This window comes from Paenibacillus sp. B01, from assembly GCF_009649995.1.
GTDB classification, from domain to species: domain Bacteria; phylum Bacillota; class Bacilli; order Paenibacillales; family Paenibacillaceae; genus Paenibacillus_O; species Paenibacillus_O pasadenensis.
On record NZ_CP045802.1, the window covers coordinates 4,475,446 to 4,500,579 of the forward strand.

Here is a 25,134-nt window from a genome sequence, read left to right on the forward strand (position 1 = left end):
CATGCACCCCAGATTTCTTTGAGCGCATTTCTCCGAAACCCTAGAAAAAATCCTATATCGAGCTGAATGCCGAAAACTTAGGGTTACAGCGGCTTACAAGCTCGCCTTTCAAGCTCCAACCCGATTAAATCGGGTTACAGCGGCTCTCAAGCCCGTCCTTCAAGCTCCAACCCGATTAAATCGGGTTACAGCGGCCCACAAGCCCGTCCTTCAAGCTCCAACCCGATTAAATCGGGTTACAGCGGCTCTCAAGCCCGTCCTTCAAGCTCCAACCCGATTAAATCGGGTTACAGCGGCCCACAAGCCCGTCCTTCAAGCTCCAACCCGATTAAATCGGGTTACAGCTATTCGTAAGCCCCTCTGTAGCGGAAGGAATCCAGCTTCAGAGGAATCGCTGTCGCTACACGAGCCCCGTTTACTTCGCTCCACTTAGTTCCAACTCATGCTTGGCGAAAGGTACTTGGTGCGCATCGCCCTCCTCCTGTCCGAGTTACTCGGTTTTTCCGCGTAACTCCCTCCGGTTCGCCACCCGCCTGTCCGAGTTACTCGGTTTTTCCGCGCTTCTCCCACCGGTTCGCCACCCGCCTGCCCGAGTTACTAGGTTTTTCCGCGTAACTCCCTCCGATTCGCCACCCGCTTGCCCGAGTTACTCGGTTTTTCCGCGCAGCTCCCGCCGGTTCGCCACCCGCTTGCCCGAGTTACTCGGTTTTTCCGCGCAGCTCCCACCGGTTCGGCCCCCGCCTGCCCGAGTTACTCGGTTTTTCCGCGCTACTCCCACCGGTTCGGCCTCCCCCTACCCGAGTTACTCGGTTTTTCCGCGCAGCTCCCACCGGTTCGGCCCCCGCCTGCCCGAGTTACTCGGTTTTTCCGCGCTACTCCCACCGGTTCGGCCTCCCCCTACCCGAGTTACTCGGTTTTTCCGCGCTACTCCGAAGGCCGGCGTGACGCGCAAAGCCGTCCGCGAGCACGAAGCTCGCGGACGGCTTAGTCGAATTGCAAATGCGACGCTGCCTGCGCCGGCGGCGGCCATCGGCGGGCCGCCAAGCGGACAGCGCTCCGCTCAGCCCCGCGCGATGTCCGGCCCGGCTGCAGCACCGGGGCGCCGACGAAGCCGGCGCCGTTCCTTGCGCTGCGCCGCCAGATAAAGCAGCAAGGAGCGCATCGCGATGAACAGCACCGCGCCGATCCACAGCCCGTCGACCATGCCGCCGACGATCAGCTTGAGGTTGAGCAGCAGCATGCGGTTGATCTTCTCGCCGATGAGCGGCAGATGGAAGCTGAGCCGCGTCGGCAGCACCCACCCTCCGACGACGGAGTGCAGGTAAGCGAGCGGCAGGTAAACGACCTTGCCCAGCACGAAGCCGACGAGCGCGCCCGCCAAACTCCCCCGCAGCACATAGATGAGCGGGAAGATCAGGAAAAACGCGAGACCGTACGTCGGCAGCGTGAACATCTCGCAGAAAAAGCCGACGGCGAAGCCCGTCGCGACGAAGGTCGGCCCGCCCGGGGCGCGCAGCAGCTGCAGCAGCTTGAAGCGCGCCCAGCGGCGGATGCCGGCCAGCCAGCCGCGAAGTCCCGCCCGCCGCGGCCTTTCCGCTGCTCTCCGGGCGGTCATGGGGTCGACTTGACCTTGACCTTGGGCAGCAGCTTGGCCATGTCGACCGTCCGCTTCAGCTCCCAGGTGGCCGGGTCCTGCTCGTCGTACTGCTCCAGGAACTGGATGACCTCGCGCGTCAGCGGCGTCGGCGTCGAGGCGCCGGACGTGACCGAGACGCGCTGCTTGCCCTGCAGCCACTCCAGCTTGAGCTCGGACAGGTCGGCGATCCGGTACGCCGGCACGCCGGAAATCTCCTCCGACACCTGCGCGAGCCGGTTGGAGTTGTTGGAGCGCGGATCGCCGACGACGATCGTCAGCTCCGCCGCGCCCGCCTGGTCGGCGACCGCTTCCTGGCGCACCTGCGTCGCGAGGCAGATCTCATTATGGATCTCCGCATGCGGAAACTTCTCGAGCAGGCGGGAGATGAGATGGCGGATGTCCCACTGCGACATCGTCGTCTGGTTCGTGATGAGGATGCGGTCGCCCGTCACGTCCAGCCGCTCGATGTCCTCCTCGCGCTCGATCAGATGCACGCGGTCCGGCGCGACGCCGACGGCGCCTTCCGGCTCGGGATGGTTCTTTTTGCCGATATAGATGATCTGGTAGTCCTCCGCCGTCTTCTCGCGGATGAGGTCATGCGTCTTGGTGACGTCCGGACAGGTGGCGTCGACGACGGTCAGCCCCTTCTCCTTGGCGCGTCGGCGCACCTCCGGAGAGACGCCGTGCGCGGTGAAGATGACAGTGCCCGACTCGACCTGCTCCAGGATTTCCAGGCGATTCTCGCCGTCGAGCGTGATGATGCCTTCTTCCTTGAAGGCGTCCGTGACATGCGCGTTGTGCACGATCATGCCGAGAATATAGATAGGGCGCGGGAGGTCGAGATTGCGCGCGGTCTGCAGCGCCAGCACCATCGCGTCGACGACCCCGTAGCAGTAGCCCCTGGGCGATATTTTGACAACTTCCACTTGGATGACCTGCCTTCCCTGCCGCCGCTCGCGGAATTCCGATCCGGCATCCCCCGAGCCCGCGGCGCTAGCTGTCTCCAGTATACTCTATCTAGCCGGGACGGAAAAGGCGACGGGCAGCCAGACGGTGAACGTCGTGCCCGCGCCGGGACTTGTATGCACCTCGACCGAGCCTCCGTGCTCGTCGATGATCCACTTGGCGATCGACAGGCCGAGGCCGGTGCCGCTCGTCACGCCCCGCGACTCGTCCGCGCGGTAGAACCGCTCGAAGATGTGCGGGATCTGCTCCGGGCTCATGCCGAGGCCGGTATCGCGGATCAGGATGCCCGCCTGGCCGCCGCTCAGCGTCGCCTCCAGCCGCACGAAGCCCTCCGGCGTGTACTTGAACGCGTTCTCGATGAAAATGAACATGAGCTGGCGCAAGTAATCCGCGTTGCCGACCACGCCTACGCCCTCCAGCGCCGACAGGTCGCCCGGACGCCACTGCGCCGTGCGCGGCAGCAGCGCGGCGCGCCGCACGACGTCTTCGAGCAGCGGCAGCAGCTCGACCGGCTGCTTCTCCATGACGAAGCCGGCGTCGGCGCGGGCGAGCGCGAGCAGGTCGTTGACGAGGCGGCTCATGCGCCGAGCCTCGTCGCCGATGTCGCGCATCGACTCGCGCGACAGCTCCTGGCGCAGCGCCTCCTGCTCCGAGATCGGCTCGGAGCGGCCGGCCTCGGCTTCGAGGGCGGGCGTCCACATCTTTTCGAGCAGGTCGATGTTGCCCCGGATCGTCGTCAGCGGCGTGCGCAGCTCATGCGAGGCGTCGGAGACGAACCGGCGCTGCGCGTCGTACGCCTCGTCGAGCTCGTTGTAGGCGCGCTCCATCCGGCCGAGCATGCCGTTCAGCGTATCGGTCAGCCGCCCGAGCTCGTCGTTCGGCCCGTCCCAGGCGATGCGCATGCGCAGGTCGGAGCCTTTGTCGATCTGCTCCGCCGCCTGAATGACGATCTCGATCGGCCGCAGCGCCTGCCGCGCCATGATGAGCCCGACCGAGAACGCCAGCAGCAGCCCCATGATCGACGAGAACACGAGAATCGTGCGCAGCTGCTGGAGCAGGTTCTCCTGCGCGCCGACGAACAGCCCGACCTGCAGCAGGCCGACCGTCTGCTGGGTGCTCGTCGCCTGGATCGGCACCTCGTAGATGTAGAACGGATTGCCGGAGACGACCGTCTTGACGAAGCGCGCCTTAGTAACCTGGGAAGCGTCTTTTTCGTAAGGGAAGACCAGGTTCCGCTGCGCCAGGCCTGCCGACTGCTGCAGCTCGCTGCTCCGGTAATTGTTGATCTGGATGAAGTACTCGTCCTGCAGATAGGAAGACCGGTTCAACTGCAGCCGGCCGGGATCGAACACGCTGTTCTGCACGATCTGCTGCCCCAGATTCTGGCCTTGATTCTGCAGCTTGCCCTTCATCTCGTTATACGTGTTGTGGTAGAGGAAAGCATACACCGAGCCGCTCAGGATGAGCAGCACGAACGCCAGGATGCCGCTGTACCAAAGCGTCAGCTTGAGGCGGATCGGCATCTTCAGCCCCCTCCCCCGCGCAGCACGTAGCCGGTGCCGCGCACCGTCTGGATGAGGCGGGCTTCCTTGCCCGCGTCCTCGGTCTTCTGGCGCAGCATGGCGATGTACACCTCGAGCACGTTGGATTCGCCGCTGTAGTCGTAGCCCCAGATCTTGTCCATGATGGAGTCGCGCGTCAGCACCCGCTTCGGGTTGCTCATGAAATACTGCAGCAGGTCGAACTCCTTGGCCGTCAGCTCGATGCGCCGCCCGCCGCGGATCGCCTCGCGCGAATCGAGATCGAGCACGAGGTCCTCGAAGACGAGCCGGTTCGACGGCTCCTCGAGCTTGTCCGGCTTGCGCCGCAGCAGGGCGCGCACCCGCGCCAGCAGCTCCTCCAGCGCGAACGGCTTGACGAGGTAGTCGTCCGCGCCGAGATCGAGCCCTTTGACCCGGTCGCCGATGTCGTCCTTGGCCGTGAGCATGAGGATCGGCACGGAGCTGCCTCCCTCGCGCACGCGGCGGCATACCTCCCAGCCGTCCACCTGCGGCATCATCACGTCGAGGATGAGCAGCTGCGGCTCGATGCCGAGCAGCACCTTGAGCCCTTCCAGTCCGTTGCTCGCCGTCGTCACCTCATAGCCCTCGAAAGCCAGGCTGCGGCGCAGCATCGATATGATTTTCTCGTCGTCGTCGACGATGACGATATGCGGTCTCATGTTCCGCTCCCCTTCCGTCCATGCTGCCTCTATCGTACCGTATTCGTGCCGCATGCAAAAGCGCAGGCGCCTGTTCAAAGCGCCTGCGCGTCTGGAGCGGCTCCGGCCTGCCGCCATAAATCGCCGGCTCCCGGGGATTACTGCACGTCGAACTTGCTCTTGTCGCCGATCTCCACGGTCACCTGCATCTTGTCGCCCTTGCGGATGACGTCCAGGACGACCTTGTCGCCGACTTTTTTCTTCTGAATTTCCGCGATCAGCTCTTCCTTCTTGGCATAGGCTTTGCCGTCCAGGCCGGTGATGACGTCATACTGCTGCAGTCCGGCCTTGTACGCAGGCGAGTTGAACAGCGTCTCGCGCACGATCGAGCCGTCCGTGCTCGGCAGGCCGAGGTTCTGCTGCATCTGCTCGCTGATGTCCGCGAGCGTCGCGCCGATGAACGGCGTCGGCATCGTGACGTTCTGGCTGCTTTTCAGCTGCTCGAGCACTTCCTTGATCGTCGACGTCGGGATCGCGAAGCCGATGCCCTGCGAGTCCGCGCTGATGGCCGTATTGATGCCGATGACCTCGCCGCTCGTGTTGAGCAGCGGTCCGCCGGAGTTGCCGGGGTTGATGGAGGCGTCCGTCTGCAGCAGATGCTGATACGTGCGCGCCGTGCTGCCCGTGCTGTCCGCCGCGACCTGGATCGTGCGCTCGCGGGCGCTGAGCACGCCGACCGTCACCGTATGGTCAAAGCCGTTCGGGTTGCCGATGGCGACGAGCCAGTCGCCGATCGCCGCGGATTCGGAGTCGCCGAGCGGCAGCGTCGGGAATTCCTTGCCGTCCACCGGCTCGACCTTCAGCACGGCCAGGTCGAGATCCTTGGCCGAGCCGAGCAGCTTGGCGGTCAGCTCCTTGCTTTCGCCCTGCACCTTGACCTTGATCTCCTGAGCGCCGTCGATGACGTGCTGGTTGGTGAGGATGTAGCCGTCCTTTTCGAAGAAGAAGCCGGAGCCGAGGCCCGTTTCCTGGAGCTCGCCGCCGCTTCCGCCTTGACCGCCGTTGCCCTGGCCGCCTTGGCCGCCTCCGAACTGGTCGCCGAAGAACTGACGGAAGAACGGATCGTCGTACAGGCTGCTGCCGGAGCTGCTGCTGCGTCCGCTCGCGAACGTCGTGATGAGCACGACTGCCGGCGACGCCTGCTCGGAAATCTGGGCGATGTTCATCGGGCGGGTCGTATCGGCGGCCGTGGAAGCTTTGCCGCTCGCCGGCACGTTCGTGGAGTTCTGGCCGGAGAGGGCGACCGCCGGAGCGGAATCGCCGGTGAACCAATTGTCCGTGTCGGCTTTCCACATCAGGCCGCCGACGGCGATGACGCCGGCCAGGAACGAGACGGTCGCCGTGCGCAGCCCGCTGCCGCGCTTCTTGCCGCCTCCGCCGCCGCCGCCCTGCCATTCGCCCTTGCCGGCCGAGGAGGCGGGCACGAACGGCCGGAGCTGGCGCGGCGGCGTGACGACGACGTTGCGGGGAGCGGCTTCTTCGCTATCGGCCTGAGCCCGCTCCTCCGGCAGACGGGAGCTTTCTCGCTGCGCGCCGTCCGGCTGGCCCTGCTTGAACGGCCCGTACGAATAATAGTAGGAGGAAGAGCCTTGAGCTCGATCCGAGCGCTCCTCGCGCTCCTGCCGCTCTTCCCGCTCCTGCCCCGGCTCGGAGTCCTTGCCGTTCCAAAACTCGTCATAGCGCTTGCGATCGTCCATGTCCATGTTCCTCCTCTTAGTCCTCTATGAGATGCGCCTAGCGGCGCCTGACTGGTATGTTCCTATCATGCACAACCTTCCTTAAAAGAAACTGAAAAAGCGTTTAAGACAACATAAAAAAGCCCATGCGCCCCAATTTCGGGGCGTGGGCTCTTGAACTTCCCGTTCCTTCTCGCTGTCCGCGAGCCGGATATCCACGTCAGCGCGCCGTCAGCAGCTGATCTTCCGCGCGGCGGAGCTGCTCGCCGGCCTGATCGACCCACTTGCCGTCCACCTCGGCGTCCGGATCGACCGGCGCCTGAAACTGGTCGAACAGCGCGCCGACCGTGCGCGCCTTCGCCTCGGGATCGTTGCCTTCCCGGTACAGATGGCGAAGCACATACGGCGTCGTCAGCTTGATGGAGGCGTCGTTGTCCTCCGTCTGGTCGTCGATGTTGCCGCGCAGCACGTCGAAGCCGAGGCGCAGCCACACCTTGTTCTGCTCGTCGAGGTTCAGATCGAAGGAGCCGCTGCCGTAGTCCCAGTTGCCTCCCAGCACGAAGCCCTGCTTTTCCAGCACGCGCTTGATCTGAACGAAATCATGCTCGGTCCCCTCCAGCGGGGATTGAATCGCGATCATGGACACCTCTCCTTGTCGGCTCAAGTAGGATCAGCATTCCCTGACGGGAGCCGGCTTATGTGCGAGAGAAGAGGCGCCATGCAAGCAGCGCCCGATGTTCATCGGAGCGGATCGGCGCCAGAGGCGCGCAGGCGCTCGTGCCGCGCCCGGCCGGTCAGCTTTTGGCCCAGCCCTTGCGGTGCGCATAGACGGCCAGCTGGGTCCGGTCCTCCATCTCGCATTTCATAAGCAGGTTGCTTACATGGGTCTTAACCGTTTTGATGCTGATATGAAGCTCCTCGGCGATTTCTTTGTTGGCCCGTCCTTCGGCGATGAGCAGCAGCACTTCCTTCTCGCGCTCGGTCAGCCCTTCGTCGACGCCCTGCGCGGAGCGCTGGCGCAAGCCGCGCGTAAGCGCCTGGGATACGTCGGAGGTCATGACCGGCATGCCGCGCAGCGCTCCGTTCAGCGCATAGACGAGCTCCTCGGAGCTGACCGTCTTGAGCACGTAGCTGACCGCCCCGGCTTCCACCGCGGCGACGACCTTCTCGTCCTCGAGGAAGCTCGTCAGCAGCACGATGCGCATCTCCGGGAACGCCTCGATGACGCGGCGCGTCGTCTCGACGCCGTCCATGCCGGGCATCATCAGATCCATCAGCACGAGGTCCGGCGGACCGTCCGGCAAGCCTTTCTCCAGCAGCCGCAGCGCTTCCTCGCCGCTGCCCGCCTCCGCTACGACCTCGAACTTCGGCTCCAGCATCAAATACGTCTTCAGTCCCATCCTCACCATATCGTGGTCGTCTACGATCATGATCCGGCATGTTTGCGTCTCCGTCATCCTTCCGCCCGCTCCTCTGCTCCATAATTAGGGAGCGACACCCGAATGCGGGTGCCTCCTCCCGGCTTGCTGACGATGGCGGCGTCTCCGCCGAGCTGCAGCGCCCGCTCCTGCATCGTCGACAGCCCGTACGATCCCGGCCGGACCTGATCCGCGCGGAACCCATGGCCGTCGTCCTGCAGCAGCATCGTCAGCCCCGTCCTGTTGTCCGACAGGCTGAGCGTGACGCTCGTCGCCTGCGCATGCTTGACGACGTTGGCCATCGCCTCCTGCACGATCAGGAACAGCTGATGCTCCTTGGCCTCGGATATGCTGCCCTGCACGCGCCAGTCCAGCTCGCCCTGCAGGCCGTTCTGCCGGCAATAGTCCGGGAACCATCGCTCCAGGGCATCCTCGAGCGAGCGCCCCTCCAGCTCCAGCGGGCGCAGCTGGGCGATCAGGCCGCGCATCTGCTTCTGCGCATGGGAGCTCATCGTGATGAGCTGCTCCATCACCTCGCCCGCGCGCTCCGGACTCGCCGCGAGCAGCTTGGGCAGCGAGGAGGCCGACATATGGATGGCGAACAGCTGCTGGCTCACCGTGTCATGCAGGTCGCGCGCCAGCCGCTTGCGCTCCTCGAGCACCGCTTCTTCATTAGAAGCCGCCTGCTGCAGCACATGCATCTCGTTCTGCCGCTGCATCACCTGCAGCCGCCGCTCCAGCTTGCTCGCCAGCTCGTTGAACTCCGCGTAGGCGGCGCCCAGCGAGTAGCCTTCGCGCTCCGGCAGGCGAACGGCGAGATTGCCCTGCGCCGCCTGCTTGAGCGCCAGGTGCAGAGCGTCGATGCGCGACTGCTGCCTGCGGCCCACTCCGTACCCGAAGCCTACGCTTGTCAGCGTGAACACGATTGTGCCGATCGCCCACAGCTGCGCCGTAGAGGCTTCCGGCATGACCGCATGCTTGATTGCATAAAGGATGCTCCACGGAAGCACGGAGCTGACGATAAAAAACATCACGAGCTCCATCTTCCCGCTTCTCAGCAGCTTGACCATCATGACTGATCTCTCACCCGACCTTCGTCACTCGCACATCGCCGATGAATGTGCTGCATACCAGCTTGATCCGGCGCTCGTTGTCGCGGTAGCCGGACGATTGCGTGTCCATGTGGCGGAACATGCCGCCTTCCTTGCGTCCCAGCACCTTGGAGTCGCCGATGAACGCGCTCGAGACGACCTGGATGCCGATGTCACAGTCCGTCGGCAGGAACACCTTGACGTCGCCGATGAACGAGCTGACCGTAATCCGCGTCTCTCCGGGCGCGATGTTCGCGCGCGTCAAGTCGATCACCGTGTCGCCGATGAAATGCGAGATGTTGAGCGGGACGAGATCCCAATAATCATGGCCGAGATGGATGTCCCCGATGAAGTTGGAACGAGTCTGGACGTTCGCGTCGGTGTTCCACCATTCGGTGCGCCCGCCGCCCCCGTCGTGACGGTCCCGGCGATGGGCGCGGTGGGCATGCCGGTGATGCTTGGCCCCGTCCCGAATGTCATCCTTCATCTCCTTGAGGTCCTGCTTCAGCTCCCGCTTGGCGCGGCGCAGCTCCTCCCGCCAGTCGTCCTTCCCCTGAGATCCTCCGCCACCGCCGCCTCCGAATATTCCGCCGCCACCGCCGCCACCGCCGCCTTGGCCCGCGCCGCCGTCTCCGCGCCGTCCGCCCTCGTCGCCATAAGGCGGCGGAGGAGCGGAGCCGGCCTCCGGCCGGCCTTCCCGATCCAGATCCTTGCCGAGCGGATCGGGATGCAGCGGAGGCGGCTCCGGCACGTCGTCCGGATAGGAATTGTAGGAGGTCCATTCATCCTCCTTGAGCTCCTTGCGATGGCTTTTGCCCGAGCGGCCCAGCAGCAGCTGGAGGCCATAAGCGATGATGCCCACCGGAATCAGGTAGCGCATCGCGTCGCTGAATTCAAGATCGTAGATGCCCGTATTGCGGCTGAGCATGACGAGCGCGAATAGCGTCACCGCGATTCCCGGCAGCCATCCTCCGCCGAGCAGCATCGACACGCCGACATAAAGCGGCGCGATCGGCCAGTAGCGGGAAATGAACTCGCCGATGCCGAGCGGCTCGAAGCCGAACAGTCCGGCCGTGTGGAACAGGAACAGCGCCCCGATTCCGACGATGGCGAGGCCCGTCAGCACCTGGTTCAGTTTGGCATGGTTCATCTATGACACGCTCCTTGGATGTAGTACCGTTCGTGATAGTTGAAGTATAGCGCATGGAAATGCATCCCTCCAGAGGCTGGCGGTCGATGCCCGCCTCAGTCTGCAGACCGAGGACAGGTTGCGGCTCCTGCTTTCGGCAGCTGGAAGGGAAAGCCGCCCGAAGCCGCTTTCCTCACATTCATCTCACATAGCTCATGCGGCGCAAGCGCTCCAGTGAATCCATTTTTTCCCGCCGCACTCTCCAGCCTCCTCATTTTACTTGCATAAAGCGTTAAATGGACGAGGCGGCGTTGCTGTTCGCAATCAAAAACCTCTATTCATTTTCCTATCCATATGTTATGTTTATTAACATTAAAGTGGATTCTAGAAAGGAGTTCAACGGCCATGAAGCTCCCCCACCTGGACGAGATCGATCAACGGATCGTACAGCTGCTTCTAGAGAACGGACGGATGCCTTACGCCAAGATCGGGGAGACACTGAGCCTGTCGCGCGTCGCCATCCAAAAGCGCGTCGAGTCCTTGCTTGAGAGCGGCGTGCTGGAGCATTTCACCGTCCGCGTCAATGTCGCCAAGCTCGGACGGACGGTTTCGGCCTTTTTCGAAGTGCAGGTCGAGCCACGCCACGTCGACGCCGTCGGCCTCCAGCTGTCCGAGGAGGTGCAGGTCATCAGCATTTACCAGATGACCGGCTCCAGCACGCTCCATGTCCACGCCCTGCTGCGGGACGAGGAGGAGCTGGAGATGTTTCTCTACGACAAGCTCTATGTGCTCCCAGGCGTCGTCAATGTGCAGACCCAGCTCATGATCAAGAAATACAAGTCGGCCAGCGGGCTGGACGTCTAGCATTCCGATAAGAAGCGCAAAAAAGCTGAAGCCTCCCGAGGGAGGCTTCAGCTTTTTTGTTCGTCGAGCAGCAGTCCCTTGCCGGCCTTCATCGCTTGGTTCAACCGGTTCAGCGTCGACTGGTCGAGCTTCCCGCTGCCGTATTTCAGCACCTGCACGGTGACCTGCTTCTTTCCCCATTCCTTGTATACCTGCTTCGTCGTATCGAAATAAAGGTCGATGCGCCGTCCCTTGATCTTGGAGCCGGTATCGGCGACGACGCCGTACCCGTAGCCGGGCACATAAACGATCGTGCCGATCGGCATCACCTTCGTGTCGGCGGCGATCGTCGACACCTCGCCGCGCCGGACCTTGACGCCGGAGCGGGTGATGCCGTAGAGCGGATGCCCCGGCTTTTTGCCTGTCGACTCGATGCCGGCCGTATAGCCGGTCGCGAGCACCGAGATCGACTTGAGGGCGGCCGGAACCGCGCGGCTCGCCGGAGCGGCGGAGGCAAGCTTGTCCGCCGCATGGCGCCGCTGCGGAATCGCCGGCCTCGCCGCCGCGGATTCGCGCGCCCGGATCACGCGCTGCAGCCGGGCGATGGCGGGCTGGACCTGCGCGCCGTCACGGACGGCGGCTCGCGCGTTCAGAGCGACGAGTCCGGCGGTCTCGCGCAGCGGCTTGGCTGGAGCTGCCGCGAGCCGGATTCGGCTCGTCTCGCGCGGCTCCTCGCGCTTCGCCCCGGCAGCGGCTGCCGGCTCAGCGGCTTGCTTCGCTTCGTCCGCTACGACGACGATTCGTCCGGCGGCCAGGCAAAGCGCGGCGACGAGCACGAGCAGCAGCGGATGGACGAACGTCCAGGCGAACCGCGGATTCGCAGATGGTTGCTTTCGATAGCCTTTCGGCATGGTGGCAATCTCCCCTTTAGACGGAGGTTACCCGCCGCCGCCGGGGCTTATTCAGATTTGGGCCAAAAAAAGCGCCCTCCACTTGCTGGAGAGCGCTGATTTGGGGTCGTTGATCACGATCCATAAGGTGTCGATGATACCTGTAGACGTGATCCTATTGCACGGCTTTGCTGCGGATCTCCTCCGCCAGCTGAGCCGCCAGCTCGGCGACCGGACGGGCGCCGAGGTCGCCCTCGCCGCGCTTGCGCACGGAGACGGTGCCGGCTCCGGCTTCGTTCTCGCCGACGATGAGCATGTACGGAATTTTCTCCAGCTGCGCCTCGCGGATCTTGTAGCCGAGCTTCTCGTTGCGCAGGTCGCTCTCGGCGCGCACGCCGGCGGCGAGCAGCTGCTCCTCGACGCTGCGGGCATAGCTCTCGTACGCCTGGGACACCGGGATGACGCGCGCCTGCTGCGGGCTCAGCCAGAGCGGCAGCGCGCCGGCGAAGTTCTCGAGCAGGAACGCCGTCATGCGCTCCATCGTGCTGATGATGCCGCGGTGGATGACGACCGGACGATGCTTCTTGCCGTCCTCGCCGACGTACTCCAGTTCGAACCGCTCCGGCAGCAGGAAGTCGAGCTGGGCGGTGGAGAGCGTCTCTTCCTTGCCGAGCGCCGTCTTGATCTGCACGTCGAGCTTAGGCCCGTAGAACGCCGCCTCGCCCTCCGCCTCGAAGAACGGCAGTCCGAGTTCCAGGGCGACCTCGCGCAGCATGCGCTGGCTCATCTCCCACATCTCGTCGTTCTGGAAGTATTTCTCCGTATCCTTCGGATCGCGGTACGACAAGCGGAAGCGGTACTCCTTGATGCCGAAGTCCTCGTACACCTGCTGGATCAGGTTCACGACGCGCGCGAACTCCTCCTTGATCTGATCGGGACGGCAGAAGATATGCGCGTCGTTGAGCGTCATCGCCCGCACGCGATGGAGGCCGGTAAGCGCTCCGGACATCTCGTAGCGGTGCATCGTGCCGAGCTCGGCGACTCGGATCGGCAGATCGCGGTAGCTGCGCATGTCGCTCTTGAACACCATCATATGGTGCGGGCAGTTCATCGGGCGCAGGACGAGCTCCTCGTTGTCCATGACCATTTTCGGGAACATGTCCTCGCTGTAGTGCTCCCAGTGTCCGCTCGTCTTGTACAGCTCGACGTTGGCGAGCACCGGCGTGTACACATGCTGGTAGCCGAGACGCTCCTCCAGGTCGACGATGTAGCGCTCGAGCGTGCGGCGCACGCGCGCGCCGTTCGGCAGCCAGATCGGCAGGCCCTGGCCGACTTCCTTGGAGAAGGTGAACATTTTCAGCTCGCGGCCGAGCTTGCGGTGGTCGCGCTTTTTCGCTTCCTCGAGCAGATGCAGATGCTCGTCGAGCTGAGCCTTTTTCGGGAATGCCGTGCCGTAGATGCGCTGCAGCATCTTGTTCTTGGAGTCGCCGCGCCAGTAGGCGCCCGCCACGCTGAGCAGCTTGAACGCCTTGATGCGGCCCGTGCTCGGCAGATGCGGTCCGCGGCACAGGTCGAAGAACTCGCCCTGGTCGTAGATCGAGATGACGGCCGACTCCGGCAGGTCGCGGATCAGCTCCAGCTTGAGCGGGTCCTCCAACTCGGCGAAGAGGCGGACCGCTTCCTCGCGGCTTACCTCGCGGCGGCGGATCGGCACGTCCTCCTTGATGATGCGCTCCATTTCCTTCTCGATCTTCTCCAGATCCTCCGGCGTGAGCGACTGTTCCATGTCGATGTCATAATAGAAGCCGTCCTCGATGACCGGCCCGATGCCGAGCTTCACCGTCTTGTCGCCGTAGATGCGCTTGATCGCCTGCGCCATCAGATGGGCCGTGCTGTGCCGGTACACCTCGAGGCCGTCGGCCGAGTCGAGCGTGACGATCTCGACGACCGCGCCTTCGGTCACGGGCGTGTTCAGGTCGACGACTTTGCCGTCCAGCTTGCCGGCGACCGCGTTTTTGCGCAGGCCGGAGCTGATCGAGCCGGCTACGTCCTCGATGGTCGCTCCCGCCTCGTACGAGCGCGCCGCTCCGTCGGGGAGCTTGATTTCTACTGCCATGTCCATTCGCCTCCGTGAAATAGAAGTGTGTCAGGACGCAAAAAAGCACTGCGTCCCGCAAAGGGACGAGTGCTGTCGGTTCAGACCCGTGGTTCCACCCTCATTCAACGTCCCTCGGCCGCGCCGGCCGAAAAAGGAGCGTTCTCCTGATGTCCGGTAACGGGGACGAGTCGTCAGGATATACTGCCGGGGGACCGGGTTCCATCCTGCAGCTTCGAAGGGGTACGCCATCCGCGCTCGCATCGGGGGCTTGCAGCCAAGGCTCCCGTCTCTGAAAAAGGGCTGTCGGATGCCGCGTGTCTTCGTCACGGCTTTGTGATGCCATTATAGCGACGATCAGGCGAGCCCGTCAAGGCTCCCCGCCGCCCAATCCTTCCCTGCGCTGTCCGGCGCAGTCGGGACAGCCCTCGCAGATGCCGATCCGGCTGTCGAAGATCGACCGGATCGTGCGCACGACCTGATGCTCCGGATCAGACGTATGGATCCGGATCGAAGCCGGCGAGGCGGCGATCAGGCTGCTGAGCACCATGTCCTCCATGTTCAGCTCCGCGTCCACGAGCTCGGACAGCGCCTTTTCCTCCGACCGCATGTCGAGCGGCTCGCAGCGCTCGTCGAGCAGCCGGATGCCGCGCTCGGGCTCATGCAGCACATGCACGAGGCCGCGGCGGCTCGGCTGCGAGGCTACATAATACTTGAGCAGCGAGATGAATTCTTGATACTGCTTATCCATCACGTATTCTTCGACCGCGTACTCCGCCGCCTCCCGCAGCTCCTGCCAATAGCCGTGCAGGCGGAACGTCACGTAGCCCTGCAGATGCAGGCTCGAGTTCTCCTCGATGTAGGCCCTCAGCTCGGCGGCGATCCGGCCGCTCCGCTGGCTGCGTCCGGCTGTCGGCGAAGGACCGTCCTCTCCGGGGCTCCACTGCTCGCCGGACAGCACGAGGCCGCAGCAGCGCTCGACCGCAAGCTCCTCCTCCCGCGAATAGCGGTAGTTCTTGCGGATGATGTGGCGGATCAGATCGCCCTCATGCCGATCGACGATATAGTCGGACAGGACGCTGGCCGCGCCGTCGTACAGCAGCGCTCCATGCTCGCCGAGCCGGAAGCGGGGCAGATTCGCCATGCAGCTCAGCCGGCAGCCCTCCTCCGACAGCCGCCAGCTCCAGAGAGGCTCCTCCGAGGCGGCTCCGTTTTGGCTCGCGACCGAGGCGGCGAGCGCGTTCAGACGGTCCAGCAGCGCGGCTCCGCCGTCCTCTCCTTTATCGATGAGCTCCACGACAAGCAGTTCCATCGCCATCCGCCTCCCTTCCTTCCGCTAGTATATGGCTGAGCGCGGTCGGATATGCGGCTCGGAAGGCGTCGGCTCCAAGCCCTATAGATGTAGGAAAATGGTGGTTAATCATGAAATATCTATTTAGAGGAGGATTGGATTGAATCCATATTCATGGTATATTGGTTAACGTGCGTGCATCATTAGCTTTCTAGCTGGAGTGAACCTAACCTTGGATGATCAATTGCTCGACTTCACCCGGGCGCGTTGGAACCGGATGCTGATGAACGGCTTCTGGTGCCTGCTCGTCTTGATGGTCATATTGGAAGGCCTGTTTCTGATCTTCATCACTCCGCTTGCTCCGGATGTTTTTCTGCGGCGCTACATGCTGCTGCCGACGTCACTCCATCTGAGCGTGCTCGTGCTGACGGAGCTCTGCCTGCGCTTTCTCGAGGAGCGGCTGCGCGACTATGCGCTGCTGGCGGCTTCCTCGCTGCTGACCTTCATCATCGTCGACATCAATATCGAGATCGGCTACATCATTCCGGCGCTGTTCCTGCCCGTGCTCGTCTCGATCTTCTACTTCTCTTCGCGCAAGCTCATCGCCGCCGTCGTCATGTCGCTGACGACGCTGTACAGCCTGTACTTCTTCAACCGGAGCCTGGACATCTCCGTCGTCGGCATCCTGTCGCTGACCGCGATGCTGGGAGCGTTCTGCCTCATCGCCTGGGGCGTCATCTCCCGAGGCAAGGAGATGCGCAGCTACTACATCCACGCCGCCAAGTCCAACCAGGAGCTGCTCGTCAAGAACATCCTGATGGACAAGCTGGCCAAGACCGATGCGCTGACCGAGCTGTACAACCATATTACGTTCCACGAATACCTGGACAAGCTGATCGAGCATCACGATACGACCTCGATGCCGCTGCAGCTTGCCCTCATCGATATCGACAACTTCAAGTCCGTCAACGACCAGTTCGGCCATCGCGCCGGCGACTCCGTGCTCAAGCAGGTCGCCGATCTCGTCCGCTCCCAGGCCGGCATGAACGACTTCGTCGCCCGTTACGGCGGCGAGGAGCTGGCGCTCATCTTCACGGACAAAAGCGCCGACAAGTCGCTGCAGCTCCTCGAGACGATCCGCCATAACATCGAGGCGGCCTCGTACGAGGAGCTCGGCTCGCGCAAGATCACGGTGAGCATCGGCTTCGCCGATTACCTCGGCGAGGGCAAGGAGCGATTTTTCGTGCGCACGGATCAGGCGCTTTACGCCGCCAAGTCCACGGGCAAAAATCGCATCGTCACCGCCGCAGCGGAGCCCGACCCCGGGTCGAAGTCCCGCTTCGCGTGGCAGTGAGTATTATGACAGCCCTTTCCTGCGGGAAGGGGCTGTTTTTTTGTCCGCTTCGCGGGGCGGGTGAAGCCGGCATCCGCGATGCGGAGCGGGTGGCTGACGTGTTGAACCGGCATCGGCGATGCGGAGCGGCTGAAACCTGGACCCGCTTTGCGGAGCAAGTGAAACCTGGACCCGCTTCGCGGAGCAAGTGAAACCTGCATCCGCTTCGCGGAGCGGGAACTCGTTCCGATCTCCCTGGAGCCCAGATTCCTTTGATTCTATTCTTCCGAAACGGAAGGAATCCGGCCTCCAAGGGAACCGCTGCCGCTTCTCCACGAGCCCCCGTCCGCTTCGCTCTTTGGTTTCAACGATAGGCTCGGTGCCCTCGCTCATTACCGCTAGCCCCATCACGATCCGATCGGTTAAGTGCTAATGCCGTCTTTCGTGCTCCAACCCGAATTAATCGGGTTACAGCGGCTCACAAGCCCGTCTCTTAGGCTCCAACCCGAATTAATCGGGTTACAGCTGCTCGCAAGCTCGTCTTTCAGCCTCCAACCCGAATTAATCGGGTTACAGCTGCTCGCAAGCTCGTCTTTCAGCCTCCAACCCGAATTAATCGGGTTACAGCTGCTCGCAAGCTCGTCTTTCGGCCTCCAACCTGAATTAATCGGGTTACAGCTGCTCGCAAGCTCTGCCTAGTTCAAACTCATGCTTCGCGCTTGGTATTCGGTTTGCATTGCCTTGTTCCAATTGCATTGCAGCTTCTTTGGACTCGTTCCGTGTTTTCTCGAAACGCCTCTGCTGCCCCTCTACTTGCCCGAGTTATTCGGTTTTTCCATGCAACTCTCACCGGGTCGGCCTCCGCTTGCCCGAGTTACTCGGTTCTTCCGCGTAACTCCGACTGTTTGGCCCTCCCAATGCACGAGTTACTCGGTTTTTCCGCGCATCTCCGACCGTTTGGTCCCTGCTTGCCCGAGTTACTCGGTTTTTCCGCGCAACTCCGACCGTTTGGCCCCTGCTTGCCCGAGTTACTCGGTTTTTCCGCGTAACTCCCTCCGTTTGCCCCTCTACTTGACCGAGTTACTCGGTTTTTCCGCGCATCTCCAAAAGGATAGTTGGCGTGCCGGCTCTACGAGGGGGGCACGCAAGCGCCTTGGTTCGCGCCAGCGATTTGGTTTATACGCCCGAGTCGAGGGGGGAGAGGCGGCAAGCCGCATGCGGCTTGCTGGCTGATCTGCGGCAGCCGAATCGTGCCGGCTGCGATAAGCGCCGCCGTCTCCCAGGTAAGCGGGAGACGACCCCTCCCCCAAATAAAAAGGGGGAGCAGCGGGCTGGGACAAGGCAAGCGAAGCGAGCCGATGCCTTTCGGAGAAGCGGCAGCGGTCCTCTTGGAAGACGGATGGCCTCCGCATGGGAGGTCAGGCAATCCGGGCATCCGGCTTCCAGTGGAATCGGAGAAAGGCTCGGTTCGCGCAGCGGACTTCTTGTCCACCGGAGTGGCTCGGATCGCGCAGCGGGCTTCTTGTCCACCGGAGTGGCTCGGATCGCGCAGCGGGCTTCTTGTCCTTAGTATGCTGTCGGCTGCCTGCCGAGAAAGGCCCGGCTCTCGCAGCCGACTTCTTGTCCACCGGGAGTGGCTCGGGTCGCGCAGCGGCCTTCTTGTCCACCGGGAGTGGCTCGGGTCGCGCAGCGGACTTCTTGTCCAACGGAGTGGCCCGGCTCGCGCAGCGGACTGCTTGTCCACCGGGAGTGGCTCGGATCGCGCAGCGGACTGCTTGTCCACCGGGAGTGGCTCGGTTCGCGCAGCGGGCTTCTTGTCCAACGACAAAAAAGCCCTTTCCCGGAATCGGGAAAAGGCTCCTCCACTACGTCCAGCTTCAGTTCTGCATCACAAAATCGCGCTCGGCATGCTCGCCCTCGTGGAAGACGCGAAGAATGTCATACCGCGTGTTGCGCTGCGCGGGAATCTTGCCGGCCTCGCGGATATACTGCAGGATCAGCTCGATGTTGACCTTATGCGTCGTGCCGGCGGCGGAGACGACATTCTCCTCCAGCATCGTGCTGCCGAAGTCGTTGACGCCGTAAGACAGCGACTGCTTGCCGATCTCCGGCCCCATCGTCACCCAGCTCGCCTGCATGTTCGGGATGTTGTCCAGCATGATCCGGTTGATCGCGACCATCTTGAGGTATTCCTCCGGCTTGGACTTCTCGCGCTTGAGGTTCGTGTTGTCCGGCTGGAACGGCCAGGTGATGAACGCCAGGAAGCCGGGCGAAGGATAGCCGAGCTCCTTGCACTCGTCCTGCGCCTCGCGCACGCGCAGCATATGCAGCGCCCGCTCCTCCATCGACTCGCCGAAGCCGTACACCATCGTGGCGGTCGTGTTCATGCCGTTGCGCCAGGCGGCCTTCATCGTGTCCATCCAGTCCGTCCAGGAGCCCTTGAGCCGGCTGATCTTGCGGCGCGTCCGGTCGTCGAGGATCTCGCCGCCGCCGCCCGGCAGCGAGTCGAGACCCGCCTCATGCAGCTCGCGCAGCGTCTCGTCGAGCGACAGGCCGGAGAGCACCTTCATCTTTTGGATCTCCGCCGGGGAGAAGCTGTGCATCGTGATGCCCGGGAACCGGTCCTTGATCTTGCGCAGGATATTGAGGTAATACTCGAACGGCAGGTCCGGGTTGACCCCGCCCTGCATCAGGATCTCGTCGCCGCCGACATCCACCGTCTCCTGGATCTTCTGCAGGATCGTCTCGTCCGGCAGCACATAGCCTTCCTTGGAGCCCGGCGGACGGTAGAACGCGCAGAAGCGGCAGTACACGTCGCATACGTTGGTGTAGTTGATGTTCCGGCCGATGTTGAAGGTGACGATCGGCTCGGGATGGCGCCGCCTCATGATCTCGTCCGCGGCCCGTCCCATTTTTTCAATCTCGTCCGACTCCAGAAGGACGATGCAGTCCTCGAGGCTGATCCGCTCGCCCTGCAGCGCCTTGTCCAGCACGCGGTCCACTTGTTGCATCCTTGCGGCCTCCTTCTATCGCGAGGCGGCGACCGGGCCCGATCGCCCGGCGGCGCCGCCGCTGTCATGATTCACTACGTTCCTATTTTCACAGCCTATCGTAACATGAACGGCATCCCTCGTCACGTTGCAATCCCGTGACGTAGAGCGAGCACGGAGGAGCAAGCGGAGCTTCCGCCCGCCGCAGCCGCTCCATTCAAGCCGCGCGCGGTGTTGCATCCGAGCTCGGCTTGTGTCCACGATGCAAAAAGCAGCCCGGCCGGACGAGCCGACGGGACTGCTAGGAAAAAAGTCACATCTGAAAACCGTCAGTTCTCGTCAAGCGCCTGCTCCAGATCCTCCAGCAGGTCGTCGATATGCTCCAGCCCGACGGAATAGCGCAGCAGTCCGTCGCCGATGCCGCGCTCGGCGCGGACCTCCGGCGGCATCGCGGCATGCGACATCATCGCCGGGTAGGAGAGGATGCTCTCGACGGCGCCAAGGCTGACCGCGACGAGCGGCAGCTGGACGCGGCTCAGCACGCGCTTGGCCCGCTCGCCGCTGCCGACGTCGAACGAGACGACGGCCCCGTAGCCGAGCGACTGGCGCTCATGCACGTCGCGGCCGGGATGCTCCGGCAAGCCCGGATAGTAGACGCGGACGATGTCGCGGCGCGCGGCGAGCCACTCGGCGAGCCGTCTCGCGCTGCGCTCGCTCTGGTCCATGCGCGCCTGCAGCGTCTTCATGCCGCGCATGAGCAGCCAGCCTTCCTGCGGGGCGAGCACGGAGCCGAGGCCGTTCTGCAGCGCGTACAGCCTTTTGCCGAGAGCCTCGTCCTTCGTCACCGCCAGCCCCGCCAGCACGTCGCTGTGGCCGCCGAGGAACTTGGTCGCGCTATGCAGCACGATGTCGACGCCGAGCTCGAGCGGACGCTGATGATAGGGCGTCATGAACGTGTTGTCGACCATCGTCAGCAGGCCATGCTGCTTGGCCCAGGCGGCGACGGCGGCGACATCGGTGATCTTGAGCGTCGGATTGGACGGCGTCTCCATGAAGACGGCGGCCGTGTTCGGCTTCAGCGCCGCCCGGACCGCACCCAGGTCGGTCATGTCGACGAACGTCGTCTCGATGTTCATGCGCGTCAGGATCGTCGTCAGCAGCCGGTACGTGCCGCCGTAGACGTCCTCGGTGACGATGATGTGGTCGCCCGCCGACAGCAGCAGCAGCGCGCTCGAGATCGCCGCCATGCCGGAGGCGAAGGCGAAGCCGCGCGTGCCGCCCTCGAGCAGCGCGATCGCGCTCTCGACCGCCGCGCGCGTCGGGTTGCCGGAGCGGCTGTAGTCGAACGCCGGCGGGGCGTAGATGTCATGATGGTGGAACGTCGACGCCTGGTTGATCGGCACGCTGGAGGCGCCGGTGACCGCGTCGATCTCTCCGCCGAAATGCAGCAGCTTCGTGGCGAAGCGGCGCTCGGAGGGCGCCTTGTGAGGTCCGCGCGCGTCGTCCTGCCCCGGTACGCGGCCGCTCATGCCGTCACCTCGCCGGCGATCTCCCGGCGCGCCGCCTCCAGCGCCTGGCCGAGATCGGCGATCAGGTCGTCGGCATGCTCGATGCCGACGGAGAAGCGCAGCAGCCGGTCGTCGACGCCGACGGCGCGGCGGATCTCCTCGGGAATGTCGGCATGCGTCTGCACGGCCGGATACGTCATGAGCGACTCGACGCCGCCGAGGCTTTCGGCGAAGGCGATCAGCCGGATATGCCGCAGAATCGGCTCGACGTAGCGCGCGTCCTTCACTTTGAAGGAGAAAATGCCCGTGTTGCCGGACGACTGGCGGTTCTGCACGTCATGGCCCGGATGCTCGGGGAGCGCCGGGTAGAACACCTCCGCGATCGCGTCATGCCCCTGGAGGTACTCGGCCAGGCGGGTCGCATTGTACTGATGGCGCTCCATGCGCAGCGCGAGCGTCTTCATCCCGCGCATGAGCAGCCAGCTGTCCTGCGGACCGAGGACGGCGCCGATCGAGTTGTGCAGCACCGCCATCTCGGCGGACAGCTCCTTGCCCTTGGTGACGATGAGGCCGGCGAGCACGTCGTTGTGGCCGCCGAGATATTTGGTCGCGCTATGGATGACGATGTCGGCGCCGAGCTCGAGCGGGCGCTGGAAAAACGGCGTCAGCAGCGTGTTGTCCACGATCGTCAGGATGCCCTTGGCCTTGGCCCATGTACAGACGGCCTCGACGTCCGTAATCATCATGAGCGGATTCGTCGGCGTCTCGATGAGGACCGCCTTTGTATTCGGCTGCAGCAGCTTGTCCATCGCCTCGATGTCGTTCGTGTCGACGTAGGAGGTCGTGACGCCGAAACGGGACATGATGCGCTCGAGCAGCCGGTACGTGCCCCCGTACAGATCGAGCGAGACGATCAGATGGTCGCCTTGGCTGAACAGCGCGAAAATCGTCTGCAGCGCGGCCATGCCGGAGCTGCAGGCGAAGGCGGCGTCGCCCGATTCGAGCTCCGCCGCCGCTTCCTCGAGGACGGCGCGGGTCGGGCTTTTCGTGCGGGCGTAGTCGAAGCCCGTGCTTTCGCCGAGGCGGGGATGGCGGAACGCCGTCGCCTGGTATACCGGGAAGCTGACGGCACCGGTGACGGGCTCTTGGATGGATCCGATCTGGGCAAGGCGGCTTTCAATCTTCATGGGCTTCAAGGTCTCCTTTGCGAATCAGATATGCGCGCCAAGCTCGAACGGCGTCTGCTGGTACACGTAATAGTTGAGCCAGTTGCTGTAGAGCAGGTTGGCATGGGCTCTCCAGGTCGACAACGGCTGCCGGGACGGATCGTCGCCCGGGTAGTAGTTGGCCGGCAGCGCGATGGCCATGCCTTTGGCGATGTCGCGGTCGTACTCGTACTTGAGCGTCTCCGGATCATATTCGGAATGGCCGGTGACGAAGATCTGCCGTCCGTCCCGCGAGGCGACGAGGTAGACGCCGGCATCCGGCGACTCGGACAGGATCTCGAGATCGCCGATGCGCTCGATGTCCTCGCGGCGCACGTCCGTATGCCGCGACTGCGGCACGAAGAACAGCTCGTCGAAGCCGCGCAGCAGGCTGACGTTGCGCTTGCTGATCGTGTGCGGGTAGACGCCGAAGATCTTCTGGTCGAGGTCGTATTTTTCCACTCCGTAGTGGTGGTACAGTCCCGCCTGCGCCGCCCAGCAGATATGGAACGTCGAGGTGACGTGGCTGCGGCTCCAGTCCATGATGTCCTTGAGCTCCTCCCAGTAGGTGACCTGCTCGAACGGCAGATGCTCGACCGGGGCGCCGGTGATGATGAGCCCGTCGAAGTACAGATGGGCCACCTCGGAGAACGTCTTGTAGAACGACTGCAGATGCTGGGAGCTCGTATTTTTGGACGTGTGGGACTGCGGATGCAGCAGCACGACCTCCACCTGCAGCGGCGTGTTGCCGATCAGGCGCAGCAGCTGCGTCTCGGTCGTCTCCTTGGTCGGCATCAGGTTCAGGATCGCGATCCGCAGCGGGCGGATGTCCTGCTGGTAGGCGATGCTCTCGTCCATGACGAAAATATTTTCCTCCGCCAGCACTTCCTTGGCCGGCAGAAAATCGGGCACTTTGATTGGCATGATGGTCACTCCTTCTCGGCTAGCGAATCGGCCGTACCGAATACCGTCACGGATAAGGGCGCAAAAAAAGACCCCTATCCTGACAGAGAGGGGTCGTGTATGGAAACACATGCACCTCTCTCATCTCTCAGACATGCGCTTCATGTCCGCAAGAATTAGCACCGTGCGTGTCAACGCCGGTTGCCGGGCTTCATCGGGCTGGTCCCTCCGCCTACTCTTGATAAGAAAGTTACGTATTCAGTTCGTGGTCAGGTTGCTGCTCCCCTCTACAATAAGGGTTGCGCCGTCCTCCGTCAAGAATCGTTTGCAGGAAACAAGAGCGAGCAGGGAATAATCATTGTCAAACCGCGTCGATCCCTGTAGAATGAAACCGTTTGTGCATGCGGCCGGAGGCAAGCCTAGCCGATCCGCATCGTTCCGACCATCCGCTAGTCGAAGGGGCGTCTTAGTCAAATGAAAAAAGAAATCGGGGTGCTGGAGCGGCCGGCAACCGGGCTCGGCCTGCTGCTGAGCCTGCAGCATCTGTTCGCGATGTTCGGCTCGACCGTGCTCGTGCCGAACATCCTCGGCGTCGATCCGGCCATCTGCCTGCTCATGAACGGCATCGGCACGCTGCTGTACATCTTCATCACCAAAGGCAAGATTCCCGCGTATCTCGGCTCGAGCTTCGCGTTCATCGTGCCGGCTCTGACCGTCATCGGCACCCAGGCATCGGGGGGCGGCTACGCGGCCGCGCTCGGCGGCTTCATCGCCGCCGGCGTCGTCTTCACGATTGTCGCGATCATCGTGCAGCTCGCCGGCACCGGCTGGATCCACGTCATCTTCCCGCCCGCCGCGATGGGCGCGATCATCGCCGTCATCGGCCTCGAGCTGATTCCGGTCGCCGCCGGCATGGCCGGCTGGATCAATCGGGAGCCAGGCAGCGAATGGACGCCGAATACCGATGCCATCCTGCTGTCGATCGCCACGCTGCTGCTGACCGTGCTCGGCTCGGTGCTGTTCCGCGGATTCCTGAAAATCATCCCGATCCTGGTCGGCATCGTCGGCGGCTACATGCTCGCCTGGGCGATGGGAATGACGGGACCGGCAGGCGAGGCCGTCGTAGACGCGGCTTGGCTGAAGCTGCCGGTGTTCACGACGCCGGAGTTCCACCTGAGCGCGATGATCGTCATCGTGCCGGCGGCATTCGTCGTCATCGCCGAGCATGTCGGCCATCTGGTCGTCACCGGCAACATCGTCGGCAAGGATCTGTCCAAGGATCCCGGCCTGCACCGCTCGATGCTCGGCAACGGCATCAGCACGATCCTGTCCGGCTTCGTCGGCGCGACGCCGAACACGACGTACGGCGAGAACATCGGCGTGCTGGCGATTACCCGCGTCTACTCGACGTACGTCATCGGCGGGGCCGCCGTCTTCGCGATCCTGCTCAGCTTCCTCGGCAAGTTCTCGGCGCTCATCGCCTACATTCCGGAGCCGGTCATGGGCGGCGTATCGCTGCTGCTGTTCGGCGTCATCGCCGCCTCGGGACTGCGCATGCTCGTCGAGTCCAAGATCGACTACAGCCGCCCGACCAACCTTTACCTGACGACGATCGTGCTCGTCGCCGGCCTGAGCGGCGCGAAGATCGTCATCGGCGACTTCACGCTGTCGGGCATGGGCCTCGCCACGGTCGCCGCCATCGTGTTCAGCCTGCTGTTCAAGCTGTTCGAGGTGACCCGCCTGTCCAACGACAGGGAGGAGTCGGCTCACTGACCGCGAGCGGCTGCAGGCCGCTTGCGCCGCGCCAGGCGCATCGCGCCGAGCGCGCATCGCCCCTCATGCTCATCCCATCCAGACAGGACGAAACGGAGACGGACTCCGCTTCGTCCTGTTTGTCTTT

Annotated in this window: 19 protein-coding genes and 1 riboswitch; of the genes, 3 read left to right on the forward strand and 16 right to left on the reverse strand. The window is 63.5% G+C overall.

What is annotated here, in order from left to right:
- Nucleotides 1-1,060 precede the first annotated feature (1,060 nt).
- The 9 genes from GE073_RS19145 to liaF all read right to left on the reverse strand — a co-directional run bounded on the left by GE073_RS19145 (nt 1,061) and on the right by liaF (nt 10,197).
- Nucleotides 1,061-1,615, reverse strand: a complete 555-nt coding sequence (locus GE073_RS19145) for a DUF2062 domain-containing protein (RefSeq protein ID WP_084137353.1) — start codon at nt 1,613-1,615, stop codon at nt 1,061-1,063.
- Nucleotides 1,612-2,562, reverse strand: coding sequence for a 4-hydroxy-3-methylbut-2-enyl diphosphate reductase (locus tag GE073_RS19150; RefSeq protein ID WP_028599240.1), 951 nt, complete (start codon nt 2,560-2,562; stop codon nt 1,612-1,614). The genes GE073_RS19145 and GE073_RS19150 overlap by 4 nt, the downstream gene beginning before the upstream one ends.
- A gap of 87 nt (nt 2,563-2,649) precedes the next feature.
- A complete protein-coding gene (locus tag GE073_RS19155) occupies nt 2,650-4,125 on the reverse strand; it encodes a sensor histidine kinase (RefSeq protein ID WP_028599241.1) in 1,476 nt (491 codons plus the stop codon).
- A 2-nt stretch (nt 4,126-4,127) separates the two neighbouring features.
- Nucleotides 4,128-4,823 (reverse strand): response regulator transcription factor, encoded by a 696-nt coding sequence (locus GE073_RS19160; RefSeq protein ID WP_028599242.1) that lies wholly within the window; start codon nt 4,821-4,823, stop codon nt 4,128-4,130.
- 137 nt (nt 4,824-4,960) lie between these two features.
- On the reverse strand, nt 4,961-6,559 hold the full coding sequence (locus GE073_RS19165) for a S1C family serine protease (protein WP_153784119.1): 1,599 nt from the start codon (nt 6,557-6,559) through the stop codon (nt 4,961-4,963).
- Between the two features lie 199 nt (nt 6,560-6,758).
- A complete protein-coding gene (locus GE073_RS19170) occupies nt 6,759-7,178 on the reverse strand; it encodes a YugN family protein (RefSeq protein ID WP_028599244.1) in 420 nt (139 codons plus the stop codon).
- 154 nt (nt 7,179-7,332) lie between these two features.
- A complete protein-coding gene (locus tag GE073_RS19175) occupies nt 7,333-7,995 on the reverse strand; it encodes a response regulator (RefSeq protein ID WP_101808029.1) in 663 nt (220 codons plus the stop codon).
- Nucleotides 7,992-9,029, reverse strand: a complete 1,038-nt coding sequence (locus GE073_RS19180; protein ID WP_101808030.1) for a sensor histidine kinase — start codon at nt 9,027-9,029, stop codon at nt 7,992-7,994. The genes GE073_RS19175 and GE073_RS19180 overlap by 4 nt, the downstream gene beginning before the upstream one ends.
- A 10-nt stretch (nt 9,030-9,039) precedes the next feature.
- Nucleotides 9,040-10,197, reverse strand: a complete 1,158-nt coding sequence (liaF, locus tag GE073_RS25130; protein WP_228551647.1) for a cell wall-active antibiotics response protein LiaF — start codon at nt 10,195-10,197, stop codon at nt 9,040-9,042.
- 384 nt (nt 10,198-10,581) lie between these two features.
- On the opposite strand from liaF, the gene GE073_RS19190 reads away from it, so the two are divergent.
- Nucleotides 10,582-11,040, forward strand: a complete 459-nt coding sequence (locus GE073_RS19190) for an Lrp/AsnC family transcriptional regulator (RefSeq protein WP_028599248.1) — start codon at nt 10,582-10,584, stop codon at nt 11,038-11,040.
- A 47-nt stretch (nt 11,041-11,087) separates the two neighbouring features.
- On the opposite strand, the gene GE073_RS19195 is transcribed toward GE073_RS19190, so the two are convergent.
- The 3 genes from GE073_RS19195 to ytxC all read right to left on the reverse strand — a co-directional run bounded on the left by GE073_RS19195 (nt 11,088) and on the right by ytxC (nt 15,322).
- Nucleotides 11,088-11,930: a 3D domain-containing protein gene (locus tag GE073_RS19195; RefSeq protein WP_052333318.1), complete on the reverse strand. Its 843-nt coding sequence runs from the start codon at nt 11,928-11,930 to the stop codon at nt 11,088-11,090.
- A gap of 154 nt (nt 11,931-12,084) precedes the next feature.
- Nucleotides 12,085-14,025, reverse strand: coding sequence for a threonine--tRNA ligase (gene thrS, locus GE073_RS19200; RefSeq protein ID WP_153784120.1), 1,941 nt, complete (start codon nt 14,023-14,025; stop codon nt 12,085-12,087).
- Between the two features lie 349 nt (nt 14,026-14,374).
- Nucleotides 14,375-15,322: a putative sporulation protein YtxC gene (gene ytxC / locus GE073_RS19205; protein WP_052333319.1), complete on the reverse strand. Its 948-nt coding sequence runs from the start codon at nt 15,320-15,322 to the stop codon at nt 14,375-14,377.
- 205 nt (nt 15,323-15,527) lie between these two features.
- Here ytxC and GE073_RS19210 point away from each other — a divergent pair, with 205 nt between their 5' ends.
- Complete coding sequence (locus tag GE073_RS19210) at nt 15,528-16,649, forward strand: GGDEF domain-containing protein (protein WP_043111414.1); 1,122 nt, start codon at nt 15,528-15,530, stop codon at nt 16,647-16,649.
- Between the two features lie 1,856 nt (nt 16,650-18,505).
- Here the strand turns inward: GE073_RS19210 and mqnC are convergent.
- The 4 genes from mqnC to metA all read right to left on the reverse strand — a co-directional run bounded on the left by mqnC (nt 18,506) and on the right by metA (nt 23,255).
- Complete coding sequence (gene mqnC / locus GE073_RS19215; RefSeq protein ID WP_028599250.1) at nt 18,506-19,639, reverse strand: cyclic dehypoxanthinyl futalosine synthase; 1,134 nt, start codon at nt 19,637-19,639, stop codon at nt 18,506-18,508.
- A gap of 308 nt (nt 19,640-19,947) precedes the next feature.
- Nucleotides 19,948-21,147, reverse strand: a complete 1,200-nt coding sequence (locus GE073_RS19220; RefSeq protein WP_043111415.1) for a trans-sulfuration enzyme family protein — start codon at nt 21,145-21,147, stop codon at nt 19,948-19,950.
- Nucleotides 21,144-22,313, reverse strand: coding sequence for an aminotransferase class I/II-fold pyridoxal phosphate-dependent enzyme (locus GE073_RS19225; RefSeq protein WP_028599251.1), 1,170 nt, complete (start codon nt 22,311-22,313; stop codon nt 21,144-21,146). Before GE073_RS19225 ends, GE073_RS19220 begins: the two co-directional genes overlap by 4 nt.
- Nucleotides 22,314-22,337: 24 nt before the next feature.
- On the reverse strand, nt 22,338-23,255 hold the full coding sequence (metA, locus tag GE073_RS19230) for a homoserine O-acetyltransferase MetA (protein WP_028599252.1): 918 nt from the start codon (nt 23,253-23,255) through the stop codon (nt 22,338-22,340).
- A 117-nt stretch (nt 23,256-23,372) separates the two neighbouring features.
- A riboswitch (SAM riboswitch) is annotated at nt 23,373-23,482 on the reverse strand.
- 226 nt (nt 23,483-23,708) lie between these two features.
- Here metA and uraA point away from each other — a divergent pair.
- Nucleotides 23,709-25,007 carry a uracil permease gene (uraA, locus tag GE073_RS19235; RefSeq protein ID WP_101808033.1) on the forward strand — a complete coding sequence of 433 codons (1,299 nt, stop codon included), beginning with the start codon at nt 23,709-23,711 and terminating at the stop codon, nt 25,005-25,007.
- Nucleotides 25,008-25,134 lie beyond the last annotated feature (127 nt).

Bases quoted from the DNA above. Each gene is read 5' to 3' on its own strand.
- GE073_RS19145 (WP_084137353.1), bottom strand. From the start codon at position 1,615: ATGACCGCCCGGAGAGCAGCGGAAAGGCCGCGGCGGGCGGGACTTCGC.
- GE073_RS19155 (WP_028599241.1), bottom strand. From the start codon at position 4,125: ATGCCGATCCGCCTCAAGCTGACGCTTTGGTACAGCGGCATCCTGGCG.
- GE073_RS19160 (WP_028599242.1), bottom strand. From the start codon at position 4,823: ATGAGACCGCATATCGTCATCGTCGACGACGACGAGAAAATCATATCG.
- GE073_RS19165 (WP_153784119.1), bottom strand. From the start codon at position 6,559: ATGGACGATCGCAAGCGCTATGACGAGTTTTGGAACGGCAAGGACTCC.
- GE073_RS19170 (WP_028599244.1), bottom strand. From the start codon at position 7,178: ATGATCGCGATTCAATCCCCGCTGGAGGGGACCGAGCATGATTTCGTT.
- GE073_RS19175 (WP_101808029.1), bottom strand. From the start codon at position 7,995: ATGACGGAGACGCAAACATGCCGGATCATGATCGTAGACGACCACGAT.
- GE073_RS19180 (WP_101808030.1), bottom strand. From the start codon at position 9,029: ATGATGGTCAAGCTGCTGAGAAGCGGGAAGATGGAGCTCGTGATGTTT.
- liaF (WP_228551647.1), bottom strand. From the start codon at position 10,197: ATGAACCATGCCAAACTGAACCAGGTGCTGACGGGCCTCGCCATCGTC.
- GE073_RS19190 (WP_028599248.1), top strand. From the start codon at position 10,582: ATGAAGCTCCCCCACCTGGACGAGATCGATCAACGGATCGTACAGCTG.
- GE073_RS19195 (WP_052333318.1), bottom strand. From the start codon at position 11,930: ATGCCGAAAGGCTATCGAAAGCAACCATCTGCGAATCCGCGGTTCGCC.
- thrS (WP_153784120.1), bottom strand. From the start codon at position 14,025: ATGGCAGTAGAAATCAAGCTCCCCGACGGAGCGGCGCGCTCGTACGAG.
- ytxC (WP_052333319.1), bottom strand. From the start codon at position 15,322: ATGGCGATGGAACTGCTTGTCGTGGAGCTCATCGATAAAGGAGAGGAC.
- mqnC (WP_028599250.1), bottom strand. From the start codon at position 19,639: ATGCAACAAGTGGACCGCGTGCTGGACAAGGCGCTGCAGGGCGAGCGG.
- GE073_RS19220 (WP_043111415.1), bottom strand. From the start codon at position 21,147: ATGAGCGGCCGCGTACCGGGGCAGGACGACGCGCGCGGACCTCACAAG.
- GE073_RS19225 (WP_028599251.1), bottom strand. From the start codon at position 22,313: ATGAAGATTGAAAGCCGCCTTGCCCAGATCGGATCCATCCAAGAGCCC.
- metA (WP_028599252.1), bottom strand. From the start codon at position 23,255: ATGCCAATCAAAGTGCCCGATTTTCTGCCGGCCAAGGAAGTGCTGGCG.
- uraA (WP_101808033.1), top strand. From the start codon at position 23,709: ATGAAAAAAGAAATCGGGGTGCTGGAGCGGCCGGCAACCGGGCTCGGC.